Raw genomic sequence first — 22,320 nt, 5'->3', positions numbered from 1 at the left:
TCGTCCGTCATTGGGTCCGCGCTCTGCTGGCGCGGACCGAATAGGAGTGTGCTGTGCATGCCGCCAGTTGCGCTGCCTGCTCGGCCAGCGGGTTGGACGGCTCCGACGAATAGGACGCGGTGAACTCCAGGTCGGACGGATGCCAGTCGCAGTCGGCGATGCGCAAGGTCCCGGCCATTGTATGCTCCACAACGACATCGCGCGGCAGTGAGGCGATGCCTATTCCCGTCATTGCCATCTTCAGCGCCGCAGCGATCGAATTGGCCGGGAATATGCGCGGCATTTCCTCAAGATCGCGGCTGAACTTGCGGTAGAGCTCGGTATAGGGACGCGTGGTGCGGGCATAGCTGATGACCGGAAAACGCGTCAGCTCCTGCAAGGTCAACTTCCGGCCCTTCGGCAATTCCAGGTCAGGAGCGCAGACCCAGACGAGCGGGAAGGGCGGCATGTCAATGTTCTCGATCGCATATTCCGAGACAGGTCCCATCAGGAAGGCCAGGTCGATGCGGTGGGTCATCAATTCGCTGCGCAAAGTTGCCGATGAATCGACGAGAATATCGGCGTCTACCAGCGGACAATGCGTCTGCAGTTGCTTGAGAAAGTCCGGCAGCCAGGTGTGGACGATGGTTTCAGAGACGCCGAGCCGCAATACGCCTGCGGTTTCCGACAGCGATTTGGCCGTGAGCTGCAACCGCTCCGCCACCTTGAGCACGCTCTGTGCAGACGGCAGCAGCTGTTGACCCTGCGCGGTCAGTCGCACGGTACTGGCCTGGCGCTCGAAAAGCTTTGCCCCGAGCGCTTCCTCAAGGCTGGCGATACGGGTGGACACGGCGGGCTGGGTGGTGTTCAGCCGCTCGGCGGCTTTGCGAAAAGAGCCGAAGGCCGCGACCAGAAGAAATGTCTCTAATTGTTTGATATTGAATGGGATCATTGTAATCTTTAAACGTTCTTTGCTGCTGAAAAGTGCTTTGTCGCGATCTTACTGCCTCACGATAACGTTCGCCCCGATTTGCACGCGCGCATAGAGATCGATGACATCTTCATTGGTCAGGCGAATGCACCCCGAGGAGTTGGCCTTGCCGACTGTCCAGGGTTGGTTCGTACCATGGATACGGTAGAGCGTGTTGCCGATGTAGAGCGCTCTTGCACCGAGAGGATTGTTCGGCCCGCCGGCGACGTGAACCGGTAGCGACTTCCCGTCCGCTGCGACGCGTCTGCGCATCTCCTGCGGTGGGCGCCAGTCCGGCCATTCCTTCTTGTCAGAGATCTTGTCGCGGCCCGCCCATTCAAAGCCCTCCTTGCCCACCCCGATGGCATAACGCAGGGCCTTTCCATTGCCGAGCACATAAAAAAGCCGCCGCTCGCCTGTGCTGACAATGATCGTTCCGGTCGGCTGCGCATCGCGGAAGCTCACGACCTGCCTGGGAATAGGCGACCAGGACGGAGGCGGCCCCTCGTTCTCGACAGGTTGATCGGTATCACTCGCTGCGGAAGGTGGGATCACTGCGTTGGTAGCTTCGTCATATGCCCAACTGCGCGGATCATAACCGGAATTGGTCTGAGCGCCTGCGGAGATGACCGTTAAGACCAGGCTCACAAGAAACAGCGGCAAGCGCAACCGCATTGTCATCGCCACATCCCCTCTGCTCGCGATCACCGTCCCGTGATCCTCGATTGGAGCGCAACATATCTTTTTCAAGAGCGCGCGCAACATTTGGAACTGATTTTACAATCTCAATCCAATTGGACTTCCCATTTCAACATGTGCGCGATAGAGTGAATCGGCGGGTGAATGTTGCGTGGGCGGGATCGGCGAAAGCCGGCTTTTCTCGGTAGGATCAATGTTGACGGGACTTGCTTCCTGCACTTCGGATCGACTGTCTTCTCTCACCGCCACCTGCTCGAGACTGGCTGGTGTCGTGGGCCTTTTCGTATTCGGTTTCTCCACTTTTGCCGTGCAGGCGGCCGAGCCGCGCTGGCCGGACGGCCCCTACAAATACATCACCGTCGACCAGTCGGTTCGCGATGCGCTGATCGAGCTGGGACGCAACATGGGCGTGACCGTGAGGGTCAGCGATCAGGTTAAGGGACGTTTGAGCGGTACCATGCCAGCTGGCACCGCCAAGACATTTCTCGATGAACTCTGCAGCCGCTACGGGCTGGTCTGGCACTTTGACGGTCTCGTCCTCAATGTGGCGACCGAGGCGGAAGTTCGCAACGAGACCATCCCGCTCGATGCAAACGCAGCGGCTGGAGCAGAAGAAAAGCTGAAAAGGCTTGGTGTCATCGATCCGCGCTTCTCGCTCAAGGTGTCGCAACAGGACGACGTGGTTCAGGTGGCCGGTCCGCCATCCTACATCGACCTCGTCAGGAAGACGCTCGGCGTCTCCGCGAAACAAAGCGCACAAAAAGCTGTTTCGGTTCGGGTTTTCCGGGGCAGGCAGGCGGAGATCGTTCCCGCCGAGAAACCGAAACAAGGGCAGGAGGCACGCTGATGCAAGTTGCACCGATTGGAGCGCTCGAGGTCGCACTGTCGAACATGTCCAGCGGCATGGCACTGCAGCAACAGGTAGCCGTCGGTTCGGCAACACAGCCAGGCAACGGCACGAACGCAGCCGACCCGAAGTCACAGGTCCTGAAGGCGAAGAAACCGGAGCAGGGTGGGATCGCGACCGGTGCCGGCCAGCAGGTGGCAAAGGATGCGCCGCAGACTGCGGCATCGACCAAGGCGCAGCGACAGACCCTCGAACCTGTCGAAGCGACCAGCGAACATCAACTCTTCGAATATCTGACCCAGATCGAAAAATCAGGAGGCGGGCAGGGTTCAGATACATCGGCGCTGCTGGGTTCGGCGGTGAAGTCTTTGGAAGGGACGATGCAAAAAGTGCAGGCCGCCCTCAATAAAGCCGGCGTTCAGCCAGACGCCAGGCCGAATGGCACATATGGCGGGACAGCAGCTGCGGAAGGCGAAGAAGCTGTTTCGCCGGCTCAGAATGCGGAACAGCTTCTTGATCGTTCAATCTCGGTCATGTGGGCTGCTGCCAACCTTGAAGTGGTAACCAGCAGCGTAACTGCAGTCACGTCATCGACGAGCACCCTCATCAAGCAGCAATAGGCACGACCGTGGTGGGGAAGTCGATGATATTACTTTTGCGCGCGCTTACGCCGCTCCGTTTCCGAAAATGGCTGCGCGCGGCTCTGGCCGTATCGGTCATGCTCGTTCTGCAGGCCTGTTCCGTCGAACTCTATTCCGGTCTCAACCAGCAGCAGGCGAATGAGATCGTCGCCACCCTGATCCGTCACGGCATTCCCGCTCAGCGCGAGGCCGCCAAAGACGGAAAAATGACAGTCTTCGTCGACAAGGACCGTTTTGCCGAAGCGATGGCGATCCTCGACGAAAGCGGTTTACCCAAGCAGGAGTTCCAGACGCTTGGCGATGTTTTCAAGCGCAGCGGCATCGTCTCGTCGCCGGCCGAAGAGCGGGCGACCATGATTTATGGTCTGAGCCAGGAGCTGTCGCGCACGATATCCGAAATCGACGGCGTGCTGTCGGCGCGGGTTCATCTGGTGCTGCCCGAAAACGACCCGCTGAAACAGGGGCTGGTACCGTCATCGGCATCGGTCTTCATCCGCCACCGTGCTTCCGTTCCGATGAACGAACTGATCCCGCAGGTGAAGATGCTCGTGGCCAAGGGGGTTGCAGGACTGACCTATGACAATGTGTCGGTGACGCTTGTGCCGGTGGCGGCGACTGTGGAACCGCCGACAGGCGAGGTTGGTTTTACATCGTTCCTGGGACTTTGGCTCCACCCCGACAGCGTCGCAACGGCACAGTGGCTGTTCTATGGAATGATCGCCATCATCGCGGCTCTTGCGGGGTGGCTGGCCTACATACGCTGGTATCGGCGCCCCAGCGTCTATGCACTCGATGTGCCGGCGGTGCCGGCCAAGAAGGCATGACGCAGTTGGCCGGGCGTGAGGAAGCCGTCAGTCCGGACTGGCAGGAATTCTGGTCGAATCCCGCCGGCTACGCCGATGCCGGGTGGCTCTCCGATTGTTTCGATGGCCAGATCGGCTTCGAGGCTTGCGAGCGAATGCTGGAAACGCCACGCTTGCAGCCGCGGCTTTCGAAACTCCTGGCCGAGCGTCATGGATTGGCGGCTCGGGGGCTCGCCCGACTGCCCGAACAGGTTGATCAACAGATCGCTCTCTTGTCGGGCGACGAGATCGAACGATTGGCCTTGCGCGCCGGTGCCATCTATTGGGCAAACAGCCTTGCCGCAATCATCGACGGGCGTCAGGCCAGTGCCATCCAGGCCGCTCTTGGTCCCGAGCTTTGCGCTTCTGCCGTTGCGAACCGGGATATTTCCGGTCCGGCCAAGTCGCTGGAACCGCTGGACGGTTTGAGCGGCAGGATATTTGCCGACGGTTTGAGTTGCGTCGAGTCATGGCTGCAGGACGTGCCGCCACAGCTGGCCAGCCGGGTGCGCTTGAAACTCGCACACGGTCTGCCGGGTTTGGGCGATGCCAGGCAGGTTGCGGAGCTTGGTGCTCGTATCCTGCGTCGTGCCGTGGAGTAGCCGGATGTCGAGCGCCGACGTTACCCGGACAACACTGGCCCGGCCGCGTGCACGCATACTGCGTGCAGACGAAGTAACCGCCTGGCAGGACGGGTACGCGTTTATGGAGCAGGCCAGAGCAGAAGCGCAGAAACTGAACGATGCCGCCAAGCGTGCATATGCCGCCGAATACGCACAGGGCTACAAGGACGGCAGGACACAGGGCGAAACCGATGCCGCTCGTCTGGTTGTCGATACATCGGCCAAAATCGATCGTTACCTGACAGGCCTTGAGGCGGAGGTCGCAGGCCTGGCGCTTGACGTCGTGCGCCGCGTGCTGGGACAATTCGACGTCAGCACGTTGGTCGCCAAGGCTGCGCGGCAAGCGATTTCTGAAGTCCGCCGCGCCAAGTATCTGAAGTTCCGGGTGCACCCGCAAAATGTGAGCCGGATGCGCGACGAACTGAGTGCCATCCTCGCGGACAGCGATCTTGGCATGTCGTTGGAAATCGATGCCGACGACACTTTGGCGCCCGGCGCATGCGTTCTTTCGACCGATATGGCCGTGATCGACGCGGGTATCGAAGCACAGCTCGAAGCAATCGCCGCTGCGATCGCCTCCAGATCACAGGAGGCTTCGTGACCGGAGAGCGTGCAGCCATCGAAAACCGCCTGGCTTCGATCATGCCAGGTTTGCGCTCCGGGCTGAGCGAAGACGCGAGCCGGCCGAAAAAGGGACGCGTCCGCCGTGTCATCGGCACTGTCATTCACGCCAGCGTCGAGGAAGCCAGGATTGGCGAGATCTGCGAGCTGGTGGACAGAAGAACCGGCCGAACCATGAAAGCGGAGGTGGTCGGGCTTCTCGAGGAAGCCGCCATTCTCGTACCGCTCGGAGACCTGTCCGGCTTGTCAGGCTTGACTGAGGTCGTACCCACCAGGCGGGACCAACAGGTACCGGTGGGGCCGGGCTTGCTGGGCAGGGTCATCGATGCGTTCGGCGAACCACTGGACGGCAAACCCCTTTCACTGGATGGCGCCTATCCCATTCATGCATATCCGCCATCGCCACTGCAGCGCGGGCTGATTTCGGAGCCGATCCAGCTTGGCATTCGCGCCATCGATGGGATGCTGACCTGCGCCAGGGGGCAGCGCGTCGGTATCTTCGGAGAGCCTGGCGTCGGCAAATCGCTTCTCCTGTCCAATATTGTTACCGCCACCGACGCCGACGTCGCGGTCGTTGCCCTCGTCGGCGAACGTGGACGAGAGGTCCGCGAATTCGTCGAGCGACAGCTCGGAGCAGACGGATTGGCGCGCTCGGTCGTTGTGGTGGCGACCTCTGATCGCCCCGCGATCGAACGCGTCAAGGCAGCCTACGTCGCCACGACGATCGCCGAATATTTCCGCGACCAGGGCAAGCATGTACTGCTCGCCATGGACAACATAACCCGTTTTGCACGCGCACAGCGCGAGATCGGACTGGCGTCGGGCGAGCCGCCGACGCGCCGTGGCTTTCCGTCGTCACTGTTTGCCGCCTTGCCGCGCTTGCTGGAGCGGTCCGGTCCTGGGAAGGCCGGCTCGATTACTGGTCTCTACAGTGTTCTTCTGGAAGGCGATGGAACCTTCGATCCCGTCGCCGAGGAGGTGCAGGCCTTGCTGGACGGCCATATCTTCTTGTCCAGCGAACTGGCGCAGCGAAATCACTTTCCGGCGATCGACGTTCTGCGCAGCCGCAGCCGCCTTATGGAAACGGTCGCACCCAGCCAGCATCGTGCGGATGCCGCACGGCTCAGGCAGCTCATGGCGCGCTACGCCGATATCGAGCTGCTGATACGGGTCGGTGAATACAAGGTCGGCGGCGACACCTTGGCCGACGAGGCCATGAGCAAGATCGATGCCATCAACGCCTTCCTGCAGCAGGCTTCGGAGCAGAGCGAGAGCATGGAGGGGACACGCCAGCGTATGAGGAAGATCGTCGATGAATAGCAATTGGATGATCGCCCAGTTGCGAAAACTCAGGCAGCGTCGGGAAGACCATGCGCATGGGGTCGTTGCGGTACATCAGGCCAAGGTCGTCGAAGCGAGACACGATGTCGAGGCAGCGTCACAGATGCTCGCGGAACATTTGCAGTGCGCCATCGATGAACAGAACGCCGCGGTTTCCGGACTGGCCAACCGGGTCGTGAAAGCCTCCGAGTTTCATTTGGCGCAGAGCCGCTACGAGGCATCCCTCACCAGGGCTGGGCAAATCCAGGCGCAGGGCGAGGCTGCGGTGCTTGTCCAGAAGCAGCGCGAAGTCGGACTGGCGGAAGCGCAGCACCGGCACGCGCAGCGCCGGAAAGCTCTGTTGAAGTTGGAGAAGCTGGCGGATCAGATCGAGAAACGAACGGCGCCGCGCCGTGCGGCGGCGGCTGAACTGCTCGACGATGAAGGGCGGCTTCCGCATGCTCCGCACAAGCCATGATGTTCGATGACCGAGCAGGGGACAGTTTGATGCCTGGAGCCCTGACGTCAGCGAAGGTCGCAACGCGGCATAAACCTGCCCGCCGAACTCTCAAGAATGCGGCGACCTTTGATCGGCCGGAACTGGAAACAGTTCCGCAGGACCAACTCGCGGCCGTGAACGCTTTTTACAGGCGCCGCGGCGCCATCGACGTCACACTGGCGGGACAGCAGGCGAAGATCTCGGCGGCGTGGCCGGTCGTGCAGGCCGATGGCCAGTCATTTACGCTGCGCTTGAACGTCGGTGAGCATTTCGCCGCCCTTTCCATGCCAATCGCACTTGCCGAGCAACTGCTCGCGGTGGTGGACAAGACGGCGAGGCTGGAGACCCTCTTGCCGCAGCATACGGCTCTCCTTCTGGAAACCGCCGTTGCCAATGAACTCGATGATCTCGAAGCCACGCTGCAGACGACCATAGAATTCGCGACAGTCGAAAAGCCAGAGTCGTCGCCCGAAACACGACCCTTCGGCTTCATTCTGTCCATTGGCGACCAGCTGATGGAGTGCACGCTGCATTTGGATGACGGCGCGCTGCTTACAAGGCTGAGCAGGCTGCTGGACGAAGCAGACCGCAGTGTCCCTCAATTTCCGGCCGCGTTGCCTTTGCCGGTTCGCCTGTGGTGCGACGTTCTCGCCAGCAGCCTTGGCGAGGTGAGAGGGCTGAAACCCGGAGATGTCGTGTTGTTCGCCGAGCAGGCGACGACAGTGCTCGTCATTGGCGACCGGCTGATCGCGCCTGCCAGCACAAGTGCGTCGGGGACAGTGGTGACCGCCGCGCCGGCCCTTATTACCGGATCGAAATGGGAGTGGATGATGGGTCAGGACACCGGGGCAGCAGGCCATGCGCTGGACGATACGACACTCGATGATCTGCCTGTTGCACTGGCTTTCGAGATCGGGCGCAAGGCCATGCCGCTTGGCGACATCCGGAAATTGACCGCCGGCGCCATCGTCCAGCTGGATCGAGCCGGGCAGGCCGTGGACATCGTCGCCAATGGCAAGCGTGTCGGGCAGGGTGAGATGGTCAGGATCGGCGAAAGCCTTGGCGTGCGGATCACCCGCATGTTCGACAATGCTTGACGCCTCTCCCAATCTCCTTGGCATTCTGATCGCGGTCGGCTTTGTCGGGCTGCTGCCGCTTGCCGTGGTCACCATGACCGGGTTCCTCAAGATCTCGGTGGTTCTGTTTCTCATCCGCAACGCTCTCGGCGTGCAGCAGATGCCGCCAAACCTCGTGCTTTATGGCATTGCGCTGGTTTTGACGGTCTATGTCACCACGCCGCTAATCAGCGAGATGGGCACAAGACTGCAGGAAGGGCAGGTGCAGTTCCAGACCACGGACGATCTTGCTCGCGCTGCGCAAATCGTGAAGCAGCCGCTGCAGCAACACCTGATCAAGTTTACGCACCCGCGCGAGCGCCAGTTTTTTCTTGATGGAACCACCCGCCTGTGGCCCGAGCAGGCGCGCCAGAACGTCAAGGATGATGATCTTTCCATTCTCGTTCCCGCCTTCGTTGCTTCCGAACTCACGCGTGCCTTTGAGATCGGATTCCTGCTTTATATTCCCTTCCTGATCATCGACATCGTCGTTGCCAACATCCTGATGACGCTTGGCATGATCATGGTTTCGCCGGTGCTGATCTCGATCCCGCTGAAACTTCTGCTCTTCGTCGCCATAGACGGATGGTCGCGCCTGATGCACGGCCTCATCCTCAGTTACAGCTGAAGCAGGCGGTAGCGATGAACAGCGATTTCATCCTCGCGAAAGTCCAGAGTGCGCTGATAACGATACTGCTCGCCTCCAGTCCGGCCATCATCGCAGCCTTGGCGGTCGGACTTCTGGTGGGGCTCGCCCAGGCTTTGACGCAGATCCAGGATCAGTCTTTGCCCCAGACGATCAAGCTGGTCGTGATCCTTGTGGTCATCATCATCGTCGGCCCGCTGATCGCCCAGCAGATCGCCGAACAGGCTTCGGCGGTATTCGACGAATTTCCCTCGGCGACCCGCTGAGGTTCCGCCATGCCGGTCGAGCCGCTCTTCGCATCGCTCAGGGACCTGCAGCTCTACCTTCTTGCCGGAGCCTTCGTGCTGGCGCGCCTGGGCGGCTTCATGCTGATGATGCCGCTTTTTTCGCGCGTTCCACTGTCGGGGTTGTTGCGCAACGGCGTTGCGCTGGCTCTGGCGGTGCCGATCCTGCCGATGCTCACGCACACGTTGGCGGGACAGCAGATCGCCGGCGCGATGATCGTAATCTACATCCTCAAGGAGCTCATGGTCGGCATCGCGCTGGGTTTGGCGATGGGCGTTCCGTTCTGGGCGGCCGAAGCCGCAGGCGATATCCTCGACCTGCAGCGTGGTTCATCCATGGGAACCCTGATCGACCCGATGATGACGCACGAGACCAGCGCCACCGGCACATTGCTCGCCATTGTCATGATCGCAGTCTACCTCGCAGCGGGCGGGTTGGAGTTGTCGCTGAACGCCGTCTACGACAGCTACGGGCTTTGGCCCGTGGAGAGACTGACACCGGTGTTCAGCAGAGATGCCGCCGGAATCTTCCTCGAACTGTTGAATCAGCTGCTTAAAATGGCGCTGATCCTGGTTTTTCCGCTGATCGTCAGCATGTTGCTGTCCGACATCGTGCTGGCATTTCTGGCGCGTGCCTCACCGCATTTCAATGTCTTCAGCCTGTCGTTGATCGTGAAGACACTGGTGTTCAGCCTCGTCTTCGTTCTCTACGCGGCATTTCTTCTGTCCTATATGAGCCGCGATCTTGGCTACCTGCACGAAGCCATACGGCAGATCAAGCTGCTCAGCTGCACGGAATGTCCATGAATAAGATTTGTCGGCTAATAAATGCAATTTATTGTCAGGAGAAAATTCTGGTGATTTGACAGTGCTATCGCCAACTCTGATTTTAGCACTTCCTGAAGAGTCTAAGCAGCGCGGACTACCTCGAAGCATGGGACGTCAGACCAGTTCAATCGTCGAAGATTTGCGGCTGGTCGAGCCTGACCAGCTGCGCCGAATGGTCAGGGCTGGCGCCTACAGGGGCGCAACCAGCGGCCTGGCACGCGGCAAGCTGCAGGCGAATGTGGTTATCGTGCCGCAGCGTTTCGCCGCCGATTTTCACAAATTCTGCCTCGCCAACTCCAAGGCATGCCCGCTCGTCGGGCTCGGCCGCGCCGGCAGCCCTTTTGTTCCGGCGCTGGGAAATATCGATATCCGTACCGACGCCCCCCAGTACAGCGTCTTCTGCTATGGCGAGTTCGTGCATCACACCAACCATATCGCTGATCTGTGGCGTGAGGATTTTTCTGCCTTTGCGTTGGGCAGTTCGTTGAGCTTCGAGCCGACACTGGTGGAGAAGGGGGTACAACTGCGTCATGGCGGCATCAGCGGACCAATACCAAAGTACCGCACAGGCATCAGAAGTCGTGCGGTCGGCCCGTTTGGCGGCAATCTCGTTGTCGCCATGCGCGCCATCAGACGCTGCGACATCGACAGGGTTCGAGCCATAACCACACGTTTTCCTAACGCTCATGGTTCGCCCTTTCACGTCGGGGACCCTTCAATCCTGGGCATAACGGATCTCGATTCGCCTGATTGGGGCGATCCGATCGATCTGCGGGGCGACGAGGTTCCCGTATTCTGGGCAAGCAGCGTGACAGCGCAGGAAGCCCTCATGCATGCGGAGCTGGCGATCGCCATTACCGCTTCTCCCGGTCATCTGCTCATCACTGACGTGGACGCAGTGGCCCGTCAGGACACTGCAAGGGTCGCTTAGCGCGACGTGCCTTCAGGTAGATACTATGGTCTGGCAACATACAGGTCGTTGACAAACCAGACCGGAGCGGGAACCTCCCCTCCATGGCAATCAATCAGCTCCTCTCCATCGCCGTCATCATCCTGATGATGGTCGCCTTTGTCTGGGGGCGGCTGCGCTACGATCTCGTCGCTTGCCTGGCATTGATCCTCGCGCTTGCCGTTGGTGTCGTACCCTACGACCGGGCATTCTCGGGGTTCAGCGACGATATTGTCATCATTGTCGGAAGCGCGTTGCTGGTCAGTGCCGGCGTGGCCCGCTCAGGCGTCATGGAATTCGCGATACAGCGCATCGCCCCTAACGTGACGGGCGTCCGGGCACAACTGGTGCTGCTGGTGGCCGTCGTCACCGTGCTGTCGGCTTTCGTCAAGAATATCGGTGCGCTGGCAATCATGATCCCGATTGCCTTTCAGTTCGCGCGCAGATCCAACTGTTCACCTTCGGTCTTTCTGATGCCGATGGCTTTCGGTTCGCTGCTTGGCGGGCTGATGACACAGATAGGCACGTCGCCAAACGTTGTCGTGTCGCGCATTCGCGAGGAACTGACGGGAACCTCCTTCACGATGTTCGACTTCACCCCTGTTGGAGCGGCTCTCGCCATCACAGGCATCATCTTCCTGTCGCTGTTCTACTGGCTGGTGCCAGTTCGTGTTCGCGAAGCCGGTTCTGTTCAGGATGCTTTGGACGTCAACAACTACGTCACCGAGGCACTGGTCGTTTCGAGCTCAACGGTGAATGGAAAAACAGTCGGCGAACTGATGAGTTATGCTGGCAGCGAGGTGGTGGTCACGTCCATTCTGCGTTCACGAACGTTCCATGTTGCACCCCTGCCGGACGCCAGGCTGCGCGAAGGTGACATCGTTCTGCTTGAGGGCCCGCCAGAAGCACTCGACCGCGTCGTTGCCCAGGCCAAGCTCGACCTGACCGATGGTAGGCAGGATTCCGGGGAAGGCAGCAGCGAATCCTACGTGGCGGTCGAAGCGGTCCTAGGTGAAAGCTCACCTTTGATCGGCTGGTCCGCCCAGCGCCTTGCGCTCTACGATCGTTATAAGATCAATCTTCTGGCCGTCAGCCGCAAAGGTGAACGCATCAGCGAGCGTCTCGGAGCGCTGACCCTGCGGTTGGGCGACGTGCTTCTGCTGCAGGGCAAGCGAACGCGGTTGCCGGATATCCTGCGTGAACTTGGCGCGCTGCCGCTCGCCGAACGGCCAATCCTGCTCGGCAGCGTGCGGGGCGGCAGTATCCCCATCCTTATCCTGGCTGCCGCCATGATCGCCACGACCACTGGAGTGGTCCCCATACCAGTGGCCTTCTTCACGGCGGCCGTTGCGATGGTGCTTTTTCGCGTCGTGCCGATCCGCGACATCTACAATGCCATCGACGGTCCGATCCTGGTCATGCTCGCCGCACTCATCCCGGTCTCGGACTCTCTGCGCCGCAGCGGTGCGACCGATGTGATCGCCATGTGGCTGGCTGAAATAGGCTCGAAATTGCCGCCGGCCGGGGCGTTGGCGCTCATTCTCGTCGTTGCCATGGCGGTTACGCCGTTCCTCAACAATGCCGCGACGGTCTTGGTGGTGGCGCCGGTGGCAGCAGGTTTCGCATCGACACTGGGCTATCACCCGGAAGCCTTCCTGATGGCCGTTGCCATTGGCGCCGGCTGCGACTTCCTGACCCCGATCGGCCACCAGTGCAACACGCTTGTGATGGGACCGGGCGGCTACCGGTTCAGCGATTATCCCCGTCTTGGTCTTCCGCTTTCCATCCTTGTGATAGCAGTCGCGGTCCCGATGCTGATGCTTGTCTGGCCGCTGCAATAGATCGGGCCAGCTTCGCGGAACTGTACCTCCCGTGCACAGGGCTTGCCATGAAAAGGACCTGGTCTCGAAAGCTGAATTTTCTTCCTTGACAAGCTGAGCTCTTCGCTCAGCTTAGTACGGCGTTGTCGCTGCCGGAGGGGCACATGACCGTCGCGCTTGACCAGTTTTCCGAGCTGGTTTCCAACATCCACGAGGCCGCCCTCGACGAGGCCAGGTGGGACTTCACCTTGCGACGCATTGCAGGAGCCTTCGACGCTTTCGGTGTGGCCCTTCTGGTAGTCGACCCGAAATCGCGCGAGATGAAGGTGGCGTCTTCCGGTACGGACCCGGCGACGATGGAAACATACAATGCCTATTATGGCCGCATGGATCCGGTCGCGGCGGCCATTCACCATTCTCCCGTAGGCGCCATTCTGACGGGGGACCAAATTACGTCGAGATCGGAACTGCTGCGCAGCGAGTTCTTCGTCGACTGGGCGCTCCCCAACGAAGTGGGAGATGGCCTGTTTGCGAAGCTGAATACGGATTCGATGGTCGATGCGTGGCTTTGCATCGCAGCTCCGCTTCGATCGGAAGCCTATGGCACGCAGGAGCGGCAGGATCTGATGCGGCTTTTGGCACCGCATCTCAGGCAAGCCCTGCGGACCCAGTCACTGCTTGCGCACCACGCAGCCATTGGCAAGGACACCTTCGACGCCTGGGAAGCAGTTCGTCACGGCGTGATCCTTGTTTCAGCGAACGGCAGGGTCGTTTATGCCAATTCGGCAGCGCTTGACCACATTCGCAAAGGGGTCGATCTCAAGGTCGGCATCGGAGGCCATCTGCAAGCCGTCCGATCAGCTGATGATGCCGTGCTCCAAAAACTGATTGGAAATTCCACCCAGGCTCTGGCCGATGGTACGCTGACTGGTGGGAGTTACGCGTTGCATTCATCAAGCACACATCACCCACTTTTGGTGCAGGTCGTGCCAGTTGGCCGCCGAAGCGCGAACAGCAAACCTTCGTCGGCACTGGTTCTGCTGGTGAACCCGCAAGCTCAGGCAGAGTTTCCATCGTCGGTCCTTCGCCAGACATATCGTTTAACCAGGGCTGAGACCGACGTGGCTCTGGCCGTGGCGCGCTGCCAGGGGCTGCAGGCCGTTGCCGATGACCTCTCGGTGTCCCTGCCAACCGTTCGCGTCCATCTGCAGCGCGTCTTCGAGAAAACTGGCACGAACCGGCAAGCCGATTTGATACGATTGATGATGATGCTTGAGGGCGGACTGCACCAGCCTGCCCGGCGAGCTTAGACAAACCAACTGTCAAGCTCGGTGAAGCCCCGCATTCGCTGAAGCGTGCAAATTTCAGAAAAATTTCAGAAAACCCACGGCGCGGCATCAGGACGCTCCAAGCGGTACCGGGCATGTGAAACGCTCGATTGACCGAGGGGCAGGGACGGTGTGGGGCATGTTTCCACGCCGCGGGTTGGATTGTCATCACACGACCGCCTCCTTCGGAGCAAAGCGGCCCGCACTCAGTATGCGCAAGCATGCGGAGCGGCGGGATTTTGCCATTTTATCAATAAAATCAATTTGCTGGCTTTTCTTGGGTGTATCCCGTCCAGGGCTCGCGCCCGCTTTGGAGTTGGTGTCTACGCCCAGGAAAAGTGCGGGAGGAATCGAAAGTGAGTGCCAGGGCGGGTTTGAGAATTCGTACAGGTTGGATCGCACGGCTTTCGGCGGGCACAGCCTTGGCGGGATTCGCGCTGTCGCCGCTGTCTGCATCGGCCGCGACCTACACCGCCAACGACACCGCCAGCCTGCAGACCGCGATCGCCAACGTGAATGCCGGTAGCGGCGGCGACACGATCGACATTACAGGCAACATCACGCTGACTGCGGAACTCACCGCGATCACCAAGGGAGTGACGATCACCGGCAACGACCATACGATCAGCGGTAACAATCAATATCGTATCTTCTTCATCGCCGCGCCGAGCGGTGACGACATCAACATCTCGAATATAACTCTAGCCAACGGCTATGCCAAAGGCGGCGACGGCGGCGCAGGTGGCGGCGGTGGCGGGCTTGGGGCGGGCGGCGGCATGTTCGCCATGTCCGGCGATGTGACTCTGACGAATGTTGGTTTCTCCAGCAATAGCGCCAAAGGCGGCAACGGCGCCGGCGGGGGCATTTCGGGAGGTGGCGGTGGCCTGGGTGGCGACGGCGGCTTTAGCGGCGGCGCCGGGGCGGGCGGTGGCGGCGGCGTTGGCGTAAACGCCGATGGCGGCAACTACAACAGCGGTGGGTCGGCGGGAATCCTGCCCGGCGGCAATGCGGGCGCAGGCGGAACCAGCGGCGGAACCAACAGCGGCGGCGGCGGTTTTGGCGGCAATGGCGGCGGTGGCGGCGGCGCGAATGGCGGCGCCGGCAACTCTGGAGGCAATGGCGGCACCGGCGGTTTTGGCGGCGGCGGCGGCGGCGGCATTATCGGCGCGAACGGTGGTTTTGGCGGTGGCGGTGGCGGTGGCGTCGGCACAAGCGGACGCGGCGGCAATGGCGGCTTTGGCGGTGGCGGTGGCGGTGCCGGTTTCGGTGGCGGCGGGGCATCCGGCGGTTATGGCGGCGGCGGCGGTGCGGGTGGCCAGTCCAGCGGTTGGGGCGGCGGCGGCGCCGGCATGGGCGGCAGCGTGTTCGTCTGCACTGCAGCGATCGACGCCAAATGCGGCGCCACATTAACGATCAGCAACACACGAGACGCGGCAATAGGTGGTACTGCAACTGGTGGATCCGGCAGTGGTGGAGGGTCGCAGAACGGTGTCGGGCTCGGTGGGGCGATTTTCACAACCACTGACGCGATGACAAACATCGCAATCTCGGCAGGTACTACAACTACGGTCTCGAGTTCGGTTGAAGGTGTTGGCGACAAGGGAATATCGCTTTCCGGCGGCGGTACGCTGAAGCTTCTGAACGACGCCAACAATTTCAATGGGCTGGTCGTCAGTGGTCCGGGCACGACGGTTAGCGTGGGCGCGGGAATCTCGCCCGGTAAAAACGGCTCGCTTGGCTACGGAAAGGTATCACTGGGCAACGGTACGTCCGTTCAGTTCAACACGAACGGCACCTTCAACAACGGCTTTGCGCTGACTGCCGATCCGACCTTCGACACCGCCGGTAGCACGATAACGCTGTCGGGCAAGATCGAGGACGGTGCCGCGCCAGGTGTGGTCGACGTGATCGGCGGCGGCATGCTGTTCATGACCAACAATGCCAACAGCTACACGGGCGGCACCGTCGTGCGCGCCAACAGCAAGATCGGCATCGGCAATGACGGCCAGCTCGGCGGCCTGGCCAGTGGCCTCAGGCTGGGCGACGCCACGACCAACGGCACGCTTTTTGCAACCGAAACCTTTACCTCTGCGCGCAGCATCACGCTCGGCACGGGGGGCGGAACGATCTCGGCCTATGCCGACAAGACGCTGACGCTGTCAGGTGTGATCGGCGGCGCCGCTCTGTCGATCGGCGGCGGGGGAACCGTCGCGCTCACCGGCACCAACACCTACACTGGCGGCACCAAGATCGACGGCGGCACCCTGCAGATCGGCACGGCCGGTACAACCGGCAGGATTCTTGGCAGCGTGGATGTCGGAACGATCGGCGTCTTCAATATTGTCAATGCCGACACCAGCGGCATTACAAGCATCTCGAACAAAGGCACAACCTATTTCGGCGGTGCTTCGAGCGCAGGCACCGCTGAAATCACGAATGACGGCACCGCGATTTTCCTTAACACCAGCACGGCCGGCAGCGCCGCAGTCACCAACAATGGCACCTTGGCGTTCAATAGCTCCAGCACCGCCGGCAGCGCCGGGATCGGCAACAACGGCACGCTGAATTTCAACAACACCAGCAAGGCCGGCAGCACGGCCATCATAACCAACCGCGGCACTGTGAATTTCGATGACGACAGCTCGGCCGACAACGCCACAATCGTCAACGAGAGCGGAACCGGGCACCGCGTGGTGTTTTCGGGAAGCAGCAAAGCCGGCACTGCCCAAATCACCAACAACTCCGATCTGGCTTTTTCCGGCACCAGCACCGCTGCCGATGCGAAAATTACCAACAATTTGACCTTGTCCTTCCTTGAGGGCAGCACCGCCAGCAATGCCGTCATCACCAACAACGGTGACCTGTCCTTCAACGAAAGGGTTCTCATCGGGGCTGCCAGCACGGCCGGAAGCGCAACCATCACGACCAATGGCGGCGGAACTGCCAGGTTTTTTGGCAATGCCAGCGGGGGCAACGCGCGCTTCATCACCAATACCGGCGGCACATTCGACATATCCAACGCCACAACCGGAACGGCGACGGGCTCGATTGAAGGTGCCGGTGTACATTTTCTTGGCGCGAAGACGCTCACCGTCGGTGGCAACAACAGGTCGACCGAAGTCAGCGGAAGGATAGAGGGCACCGGCGGTTCCCTGGTGAAAACCGGCAGCGGAACGCTGACACTTTCCGGCTCAAGTACCTACACAGGCTCGACAACCATCTCCAGCGGCACGCTCAAGGGCGGTGCAACCAACAGCTTTGCCTCGAGCAGTGCCTTCGGCGTTGCCAGCAGTGCGACCATAGACCTCGGCGGAACCGACCAGGAGATCGGTTCGCTGACGGGAACTGGTACTGTCACCAACAGCGGTACGAGCGATGCGAGACTGACGGCAGGCCGCGACAACAACTCGACCGCCTTCAGCGGCATCATCAAAGACGGTGCAACCAAAAAGACCGCGCTGACCAAGGTCGGTTCGGGGACGCTGACGCTGACGGGGGCCAACACCTACACGGGCGGCACCGTGATCAGCGCCGGTACCCTTGCCGGCAACACAACAAGCTTGCGCGGCGACATCGTCAACAACGCAACGCTCTCCTTCGATCAGGGAGCGAGTATAGGAACATATGCCGGCGCCATCTCCGGCTCCGGCGCACTGGTCAAGTCCGGCACGGGCAACCTCACGCTGACCGGCGCTAACACCTATACTGGCGGTACGACTGTCAGCGCCGGCTCGCTGACAGTCGGTAGCCTCGGCTCGATCGCAGGCAAGGTGACCGTCAGCAACAGCACATTCACACTGGATGGCGCGGACGCGAGCGGCATCACCGAGATCAGTGGCGCCGGCAATATGTATTTCAGCGGCGGCACGAACGCCGGTTCCATGACCATCGTCAACGACTACGGTGCCGTGGGATTCTACAACACCGCAAGCGCCGGCTCCGCCAATATCTCCAATATCGGCGGAAACGTGTTTTTTACAGACAATGCAAATGCCGACCAGGCGACGATTATCGGCAACTCCGCCACACTTGTGGTGTTTCAGGGAGCCAGCCGCGGTGGTAACGCGCGTATTGTGATGAATGGAGGTGCCAATATTAGCATCTCGCAACTGTCGTCCGCAGGAACAACAGTCGGCTCGATCGAAGGTGCCGGCACTTTCAATCTCGGAGCGAAGACCCTCACAGTCGGCAGCAACAACCTGACGACCACGGTCAGCGGTACCATTTTTGGCTCGGGCGGCAGGCTCGTCAAGACCGGTAACGGCACGCTGACGCTCTCGGCAACTCTCAACAGCTACAACGGCGGAACGGTTGTCGAAGATGGAACATTACGGGCGGGCTCCGAGAACGGGTTCGTCGACAACACAAAATACACGGTCGATGGCGGCACTCTGGATCTCGGCGGTTTCGGCCTTACGATGTCGGAGCTGTCGGGCACCGGCGGCACGGTCGAACTCGGCGGAGCCGTGCTCAGGGTCAATCAAACAAACACTTCCGTATTCTCAGGCGTGATCTCAGGGGCGGGCTCCGTCGTCAAGCAAGGTACCGGGACGCTCACGCTCAACGGCAGCAACGCCCATTCCGGCGGCACGGTCATTTCGCAAGGCACGCTCGTTGTTTCGAGCGACGCCAATCTCGGCAACGCTTCCAGCGGATTGGCGCTGGATGGCGGGACGCTACAGCTGGGCGCGACATTCGACCTCGCAGCGACGCGCGATCTGACGCTCACCACCAATGGTGGAACGATCGACACCAACACATTCTCCTCGACCGTCAGCGGCAACGTCACAGGCCCCGGCAGCCTTCTCAAAATCGGTGCCGGTGCGCTCACCCTGGCCGGCAGCAGCACCTATGGCGGCACCACCAGCGTGGATGGCGGAACATTGAAGATAACCGGGGCAGTTGCCAACGGCGACGGCTATGCCGGCAACGCGGCCGGTTCCGACGGCAAGGTTCTGGTCACAGGCAACAGCGCGAACTGGACAAATGGCGGCGAGTTGTACGTCGGCTATCGGGGAGCCGGCGAACTGACGATTGCTGACGGTGCCACCGTCAGCAGCTCCCAGGCGTACACAGGTCACACTTTCGGGTCCTCCGGAACCGTCAAGGTGATCGGCCAGGGCTCGACCTGGAACAACAGCCATGATCTGCATGTCGGTTATCTCGGCACCGGCAGTTTGACGGTTGCCGATGGCGGCACAGTGAACAACGCGGTTGGGGGGATAGGATATCAGGTCGGCTCGTCGGGCACGGTCACGGTGACAGGCCAAGGCTCGACCTGGAACAACCGCAAAGAATTGTACATCGGTTCCGCTCGCAATGGCGAATTGACGATTGCCAATGGCGGCGTCGTGAACAACACCTTCGCGCGCATCGGATATCTGTCCAGCGGAACGGGTACAGTCATGGTGACCGGCCAAGGCTCGACTTGGGCCAACAGCAGCATGGTGTCTCTCGGCGACTCCGGCAACGGCCAGTTGACCATCCAGGACAGTGGCAGTGTGTCAGCCAGCTATCTACGGATCGCTCAATATGCGGGATCGACGGGGACGCTCAACATCGGCGCTGCCGCGGGCGACACAGCGGCCCGCGCCGGCAAACTCGACGCGCCAGTGGTGGATTTTGGGGCAGGCAGTGGCAAGATCGTCTTCAACCACACCGAGACGGACTATCAGTTTGCGTCCAACATCTCCGGCAATGGTAGCGTCCAACAGGTAGCGGGCACGACGATCCTCACCGGCACCAGCACCTATGCGGGCACGACGACGGTGAGTGGCGGCAAGCTGCTGGTGAACGGTTCGATCGCTTCGTCGTCAGGCATCACCGTGGATGCCGGTGCCACGATCGGTGGCAATGGCACGCTGGGCAGCACGGTCGTCAACGGCACGCTGTCGGCTGGCAGCAGCCCGGGCAAGCTGACGGTCGCCGGCGACCTGACCCTGGGTGCTGGCTCGACCAGCCTGTTCGAGCTCGGCGCTCCGGGTACCGTCGGCGGTCCGTTGAATGACCTCGTCTACGTCACCGGCAATCTCCAGCTCGGCGGAACCCTGCTGACGCCAGGCGCGGTGTCGGGCTACTACCGGCTCTTCAATGTCGACGGCACGGTGTCGGGCAGCTATTCCAGCCTGCCGGCGAGCGCCACCATCCAGACCGCGATCCCGCACCAGGTCAACCTGTTCATCCAGAACGGCGACCAGATCGTGCAGTTCTGGGATGGCACCGACGGTTTAGGCAACGGCACTGTCGACGGTGGCGCCGGCATCTGGAGTGCGGCAGGAACCAACTGGACCGGCGCTCCGGGTGCGGCCGACTTCAACGACCAGTGGCATGGCTCGGTGGCGGTGTTCACCGGCACCGGCGACGTGGTGAAGGTCAGCGGCCCCGTCGGCTTCGAGGGCATCCAGTTTACCAGCGACGGTTACAAGATCGAAGGCGATGACCTGACGCTGAGTGGCGACAGCGCCAACAACAGCTCGGCGAGCTTCGTCAACGTCAATGCAGGGGTCACTGCCGAGATCGCCTCGATCCTGACGGGCGCCGCCGGCATCGGTCTGGACAAGTTCGGCAGCGGCACGCTGATCCTTTCGACCGTCAACGACTATACCGGCGCCACCACGATCAAGGGCGGCACGCTGGCGCTGTCGGGCGTAGGCGACATCAGCTCCTCCAGCGGGATCAACATTGAAAACGGTACCTTCGACATTTCCGGGGTGAACACCGCCGGCCTTGTCTCGATCAGCAGCCTTGTTGGAACATCCGCCGGAACCGTACAACTGGGCAACAAGGGACTTGGGATCAGCAACGGTTCGGGCGATTTCGCAGGGGTGATCGCCGGCGATGGCTTTATCGATATCGGTGCCGGTACGCAGACGCTGTCTGGCATCAACACCTATGCCGGCACGACAGGAATTTCCGGAACGCTGGCGCTGAAGGGCAGCGGGTCCATTTCCGCTTCTTCCTTCATCATGGTCAGCGGTACTTTCGACATCTCACAGACGACAGACGGAACCAGTGTCCGCCAGTTGTTCGGGCCATCGGGCTATGGCGTCGTGGCGCTCGGTTCGAAAACTCTGACCATCACCGACGCCGGCAGTTCCTCAAATCCATTTATCGGCTCGATCCAAGACGGCGGTATCGGCGGAGGAACGGGGGGCGGCGTGACGATCGCGCGCGGTGCATCGCAGTACCTTTCCGGTACGAACACCTATACCGGCACGACGACGGTCGAGCAGGGCGGCAGCCTCTGGCTTGTCAACAATGGCGGTCTGTCGTCATCCAGCAGCCTCGTCGTGAACGGCTTGTTCGATTTCGCGGGGAGCTGGGCGTCTTCCACGTTCAAGTCTCTGAGCGGCAGCGGCGAAATCCGTCTCGGCGACCACGATCTCCGTATCACCGCCGCGAACGGTACCTTCTCGGGCACAATCAGCGAATGCGGTATCGGCTGCTCGCCCAGTTCTTTCGGCAAACTGACAATCGACGGCGGCACGCTGACACTTTCGGGAGTGAATGAATATCATGGTGGCACGACCGTCGGCCGTTTCGGCGGAATCGCGGCGACACTCATCGTGACGAACAACAGCGCCGTCGGCACTGGGCGTGTGCTGTTGAACGATACCGGTGTGTTCCAGGCTGGAGCGGATGGCCTGACCTTCGCCAACCGTTTCGAAGTCGGCCCGAGCTACGGCACGGTCGACACCAACGGTCACACCATGACCATCTCCGGCGTGATTGCCGATGCCACCGATCCCGGCACGCTGCACAAGACAGGTGCCGGCACGCTGATCCTGACCAATGACAACACCTATGGCGATGGCACGGTCGTCGAGGCCGGCACGCTGCAGCTCGGCAATGGCGGCACCACGGGTTCGATCCTGGGTGATGTGCAGCTCGGCGGCACGCTCGCCTTCAACCGCTCCGACACCTACGCCTTCTCCGGTGTCGTCTCCGACAGGGCCGGCAGCCATGGCCAGGTCGCGCAGAACGGCACCGGCGTGCTGGAATTGACCGGCGCCAACAGCTATTCGGGCGGCACCTTCTTCAACAAGGGCACCATCGCCGTCGCCAGCGACGGTAATCTCGGCGATACCGCCGGCGGGCTGACCTTCGATGGCGGCACGCTGCGCTACGACGCTGCCTTCGATGTCGCGGCAACCCGTGCCGTCACGCTCTCGGCCGGTGGCGGCACCTTCGACAGCAACGGCTTTGCCGCAGGCGTCGCCGCCGACATCACCGGTGCCGGCGACCTGACCAAGACCGGGGCGGGAACCCTGACGCTGTCGGGGCAGAACGACTACACCGGCACCACCACG

17 protein-coding genes are annotated in these 22,320 nt (G+C 61.2%); 15 read left to right on the top strand and 2 right to left on the bottom strand.

What is annotated here, in order from left to right:
• Positions 1-7: 7 nt before the first annotated feature.
• Both ACFWYE_RS23135 and ACFWYE_RS23130 read right to left on the bottom strand, forming a co-directional pair.
• Positions 8-931 (bottom strand): LysR family transcriptional regulator, encoded by a 924-nt coding sequence (locus ACFWYE_RS23135; RefSeq protein WP_129415337.1) that lies wholly within the window; start codon positions 929-931, stop codon positions 8-10.
• A 48-nt stretch (positions 932-979) separates the two neighbouring features.
• A complete protein-coding gene (locus tag ACFWYE_RS23130; RefSeq protein WP_379114598.1) occupies positions 980-1,630 on the bottom strand; it encodes a L,D-transpeptidase in 651 nt (216 codons plus the stop codon).
• 289 nt (positions 1,631-1,919) lie between these two features.
• On the opposite strand from ACFWYE_RS23130, the gene ACFWYE_RS23125 reads away from it, so the two are divergent.
• The 15 genes from ACFWYE_RS23125 to ACFWYE_RS23055 form a co-directional block, all read left to right on the top strand.
• Complete coding sequence (locus ACFWYE_RS23125) at positions 1,920-2,495, top strand: type III secretion protein (protein WP_379114596.1); 576 nt, start codon at positions 1,920-1,922, stop codon at positions 2,493-2,495.
• A complete protein-coding gene (locus ACFWYE_RS23120) occupies positions 2,495-3,115 on the top strand; it encodes a hypothetical protein (RefSeq protein ID WP_379114594.1) in 621 nt (206 codons plus the stop codon). Before ACFWYE_RS23125 ends, ACFWYE_RS23120 begins: the two co-directional genes overlap by 1 nt.
• Positions 3,116-3,138: 23 nt before the next feature.
• Positions 3,139-3,960: a type III secretion system inner membrane ring lipoprotein SctJ gene (gene sctJ, locus ACFWYE_RS23115; RefSeq protein WP_379114592.1), complete on the top strand. Its 822-nt coding sequence runs from the start codon at positions 3,139-3,141 to the stop codon at positions 3,958-3,960.
• Positions 3,957-4,580, top strand: a complete 624-nt coding sequence (locus ACFWYE_RS23110) for a SctK family type III secretion system sorting platform protein (RefSeq protein WP_379114590.1) — start codon at positions 3,957-3,959, stop codon at positions 4,578-4,580. Before sctJ ends, ACFWYE_RS23110 begins: the two co-directional genes overlap by 4 nt.
• Positions 4,549-5,202, top strand: a complete 654-nt coding sequence (gene sctL, locus ACFWYE_RS23105) for a type III secretion system stator protein SctL (RefSeq protein ID WP_379114766.1) — start codon at positions 4,549-4,551, stop codon at positions 5,200-5,202. The genes ACFWYE_RS23110 and sctL overlap by 32 nt, the downstream gene beginning before the upstream one ends.
• A gap of 41 nt (positions 5,203-5,243) precedes the next feature.
• Entirely contained in the window at positions 5,244-6,542 is a 1,299-nt protein-coding gene (locus ACFWYE_RS23100; protein ID WP_379114765.1) for a FliI/YscN family ATPase, read from the top strand.
• On the top strand, positions 6,535-7,020 hold the full coding sequence (locus ACFWYE_RS23095) for a hypothetical protein (protein WP_379114588.1): 486 nt from the start codon (positions 6,535-6,537) through the stop codon (positions 7,018-7,020). The genes ACFWYE_RS23100 and ACFWYE_RS23095 overlap by 8 nt, the downstream gene beginning before the upstream one ends.
• Positions 7,021-7,175: 155 nt before the next feature.
• Positions 7,176-8,138, top strand: coding sequence for a FliM/FliN family flagellar motor switch protein (locus ACFWYE_RS23090; RefSeq protein WP_379114586.1), 963 nt, complete (start codon positions 7,176-7,178; stop codon positions 8,136-8,138).
• Positions 8,131-8,784 carry a type III secretion system export apparatus subunit SctR gene (sctR, locus tag ACFWYE_RS23085; RefSeq protein ID WP_129415330.1) on the top strand — a complete coding sequence of 218 codons (654 nt, stop codon included), beginning with the start codon at positions 8,131-8,133 and terminating at the stop codon, positions 8,782-8,784. Before ACFWYE_RS23090 ends, sctR begins: the two co-directional genes overlap by 8 nt.
• A 14-nt stretch (positions 8,785-8,798) precedes the next feature.
• Positions 8,799-9,068: an EscS/YscS/HrcS family type III secretion system export apparatus protein gene (locus tag ACFWYE_RS23080; protein ID WP_379114584.1), complete on the top strand. Its 270-nt coding sequence runs from the start codon at positions 8,799-8,801 to the stop codon at positions 9,066-9,068.
• Between the two features lie 9 nt (positions 9,069-9,077).
• Positions 9,078-9,893, top strand: coding sequence for a type III secretion system export apparatus subunit SctT (gene sctT, locus ACFWYE_RS23075; RefSeq protein WP_379114583.1), 816 nt, complete (start codon positions 9,078-9,080; stop codon positions 9,891-9,893).
• 61 nt (positions 9,894-9,954) lie between these two features.
• Positions 9,955-10,845, top strand: coding sequence for a D-glutamate cyclase family protein (locus ACFWYE_RS23070; protein ID WP_379114764.1), 891 nt, complete (start codon positions 9,955-9,957; stop codon positions 10,843-10,845).
• 83 nt (positions 10,846-10,928) lie between these two features.
• Entirely contained in the window at positions 10,929-12,704 is a 1,776-nt protein-coding gene (locus tag ACFWYE_RS23065) for an SLC13 family permease (protein WP_379114581.1), read from the top strand.
• Between the two features lie 143 nt (positions 12,705-12,847).
• Positions 12,848-13,993 (top strand): helix-turn-helix transcriptional regulator, encoded by a 1,146-nt coding sequence (locus ACFWYE_RS23060; RefSeq protein WP_379114579.1) that lies wholly within the window; start codon positions 12,848-12,850, stop codon positions 13,991-13,993.
• Positions 13,994-14,433: 440 nt separating this feature from the next.
• On the top strand, positions 14,434-22,320 hold a 7,887-nt coding region (locus ACFWYE_RS23055; RefSeq protein WP_379114577.1), incomplete at its 3' end, for an autotransporter-associated beta strand repeat-containing protein.

Origin of the sequence: Mesorhizobium sp. NPDC059025 (assembly GCF_042739655.1) — a bacterium.
Classification (GTDB): Bacteria; Pseudomonadota; Alphaproteobacteria; order Rhizobiales; family Rhizobiaceae; genus Mesorhizobium.
This window is presented reverse-complemented; position numbering and strand designations above follow the sequence as displayed.

Bases quoted from the DNA above. Each gene is read 5' to 3' on its own strand.
- ACFWYE_RS23135 (WP_129415337.1), bottom strand. From the start codon at position 931: ATGATCCCATTCAATATCAAACAATTAGAGACATTTCTTCTGGTCGCG.
- ACFWYE_RS23130 (WP_379114598.1), bottom strand. From the start codon at position 1,630: ATGACAATGCGGTTGCGCTTGCCGCTGTTTCTTGTGAGCCTGGTCTTA.
- ACFWYE_RS23120 (WP_379114594.1), top strand. From the start codon at position 2,495: ATGCAAGTTGCACCGATTGGAGCGCTCGAGGTCGCACTGTCGAACATG.
- sctJ (WP_379114592.1), top strand. From the start codon at position 3,139: ATGATATTACTTTTGCGCGCGCTTACGCCGCTCCGTTTCCGAAAATGG.
- ACFWYE_RS23110 (WP_379114590.1), top strand. From the start codon at position 3,957: ATGACGCAGTTGGCCGGGCGTGAGGAAGCCGTCAGTCCGGACTGGCAG.
- ACFWYE_RS23100 (WP_379114765.1), top strand. From the start codon at position 5,244: ATGCCAGGTTTGCGCTCCGGGCTGAGCGAAGACGCGAGCCGGCCGAAA.
- ACFWYE_RS23095 (WP_379114588.1), top strand. From the start codon at position 6,535: ATGAATAGCAATTGGATGATCGCCCAGTTGCGAAAACTCAGGCAGCGT.
- sctR (WP_129415330.1), top strand. From the start codon at position 8,131: ATGCTTGACGCCTCTCCCAATCTCCTTGGCATTCTGATCGCGGTCGGC.
- ACFWYE_RS23080 (WP_379114584.1), top strand. From the start codon at position 8,799: ATGAACAGCGATTTCATCCTCGCGAAAGTCCAGAGTGCGCTGATAACG.
- sctT (WP_379114583.1), top strand. From the start codon at position 9,078: ATGCCGGTCGAGCCGCTCTTCGCATCGCTCAGGGACCTGCAGCTCTAC.
- ACFWYE_RS23065 (WP_379114581.1), top strand. From the start codon at position 10,929: ATGGCAATCAATCAGCTCCTCTCCATCGCCGTCATCATCCTGATGATG.
- ACFWYE_RS23060 (WP_379114579.1), top strand. From the start codon at position 12,848: ATGACCGTCGCGCTTGACCAGTTTTCCGAGCTGGTTTCCAACATCCAC.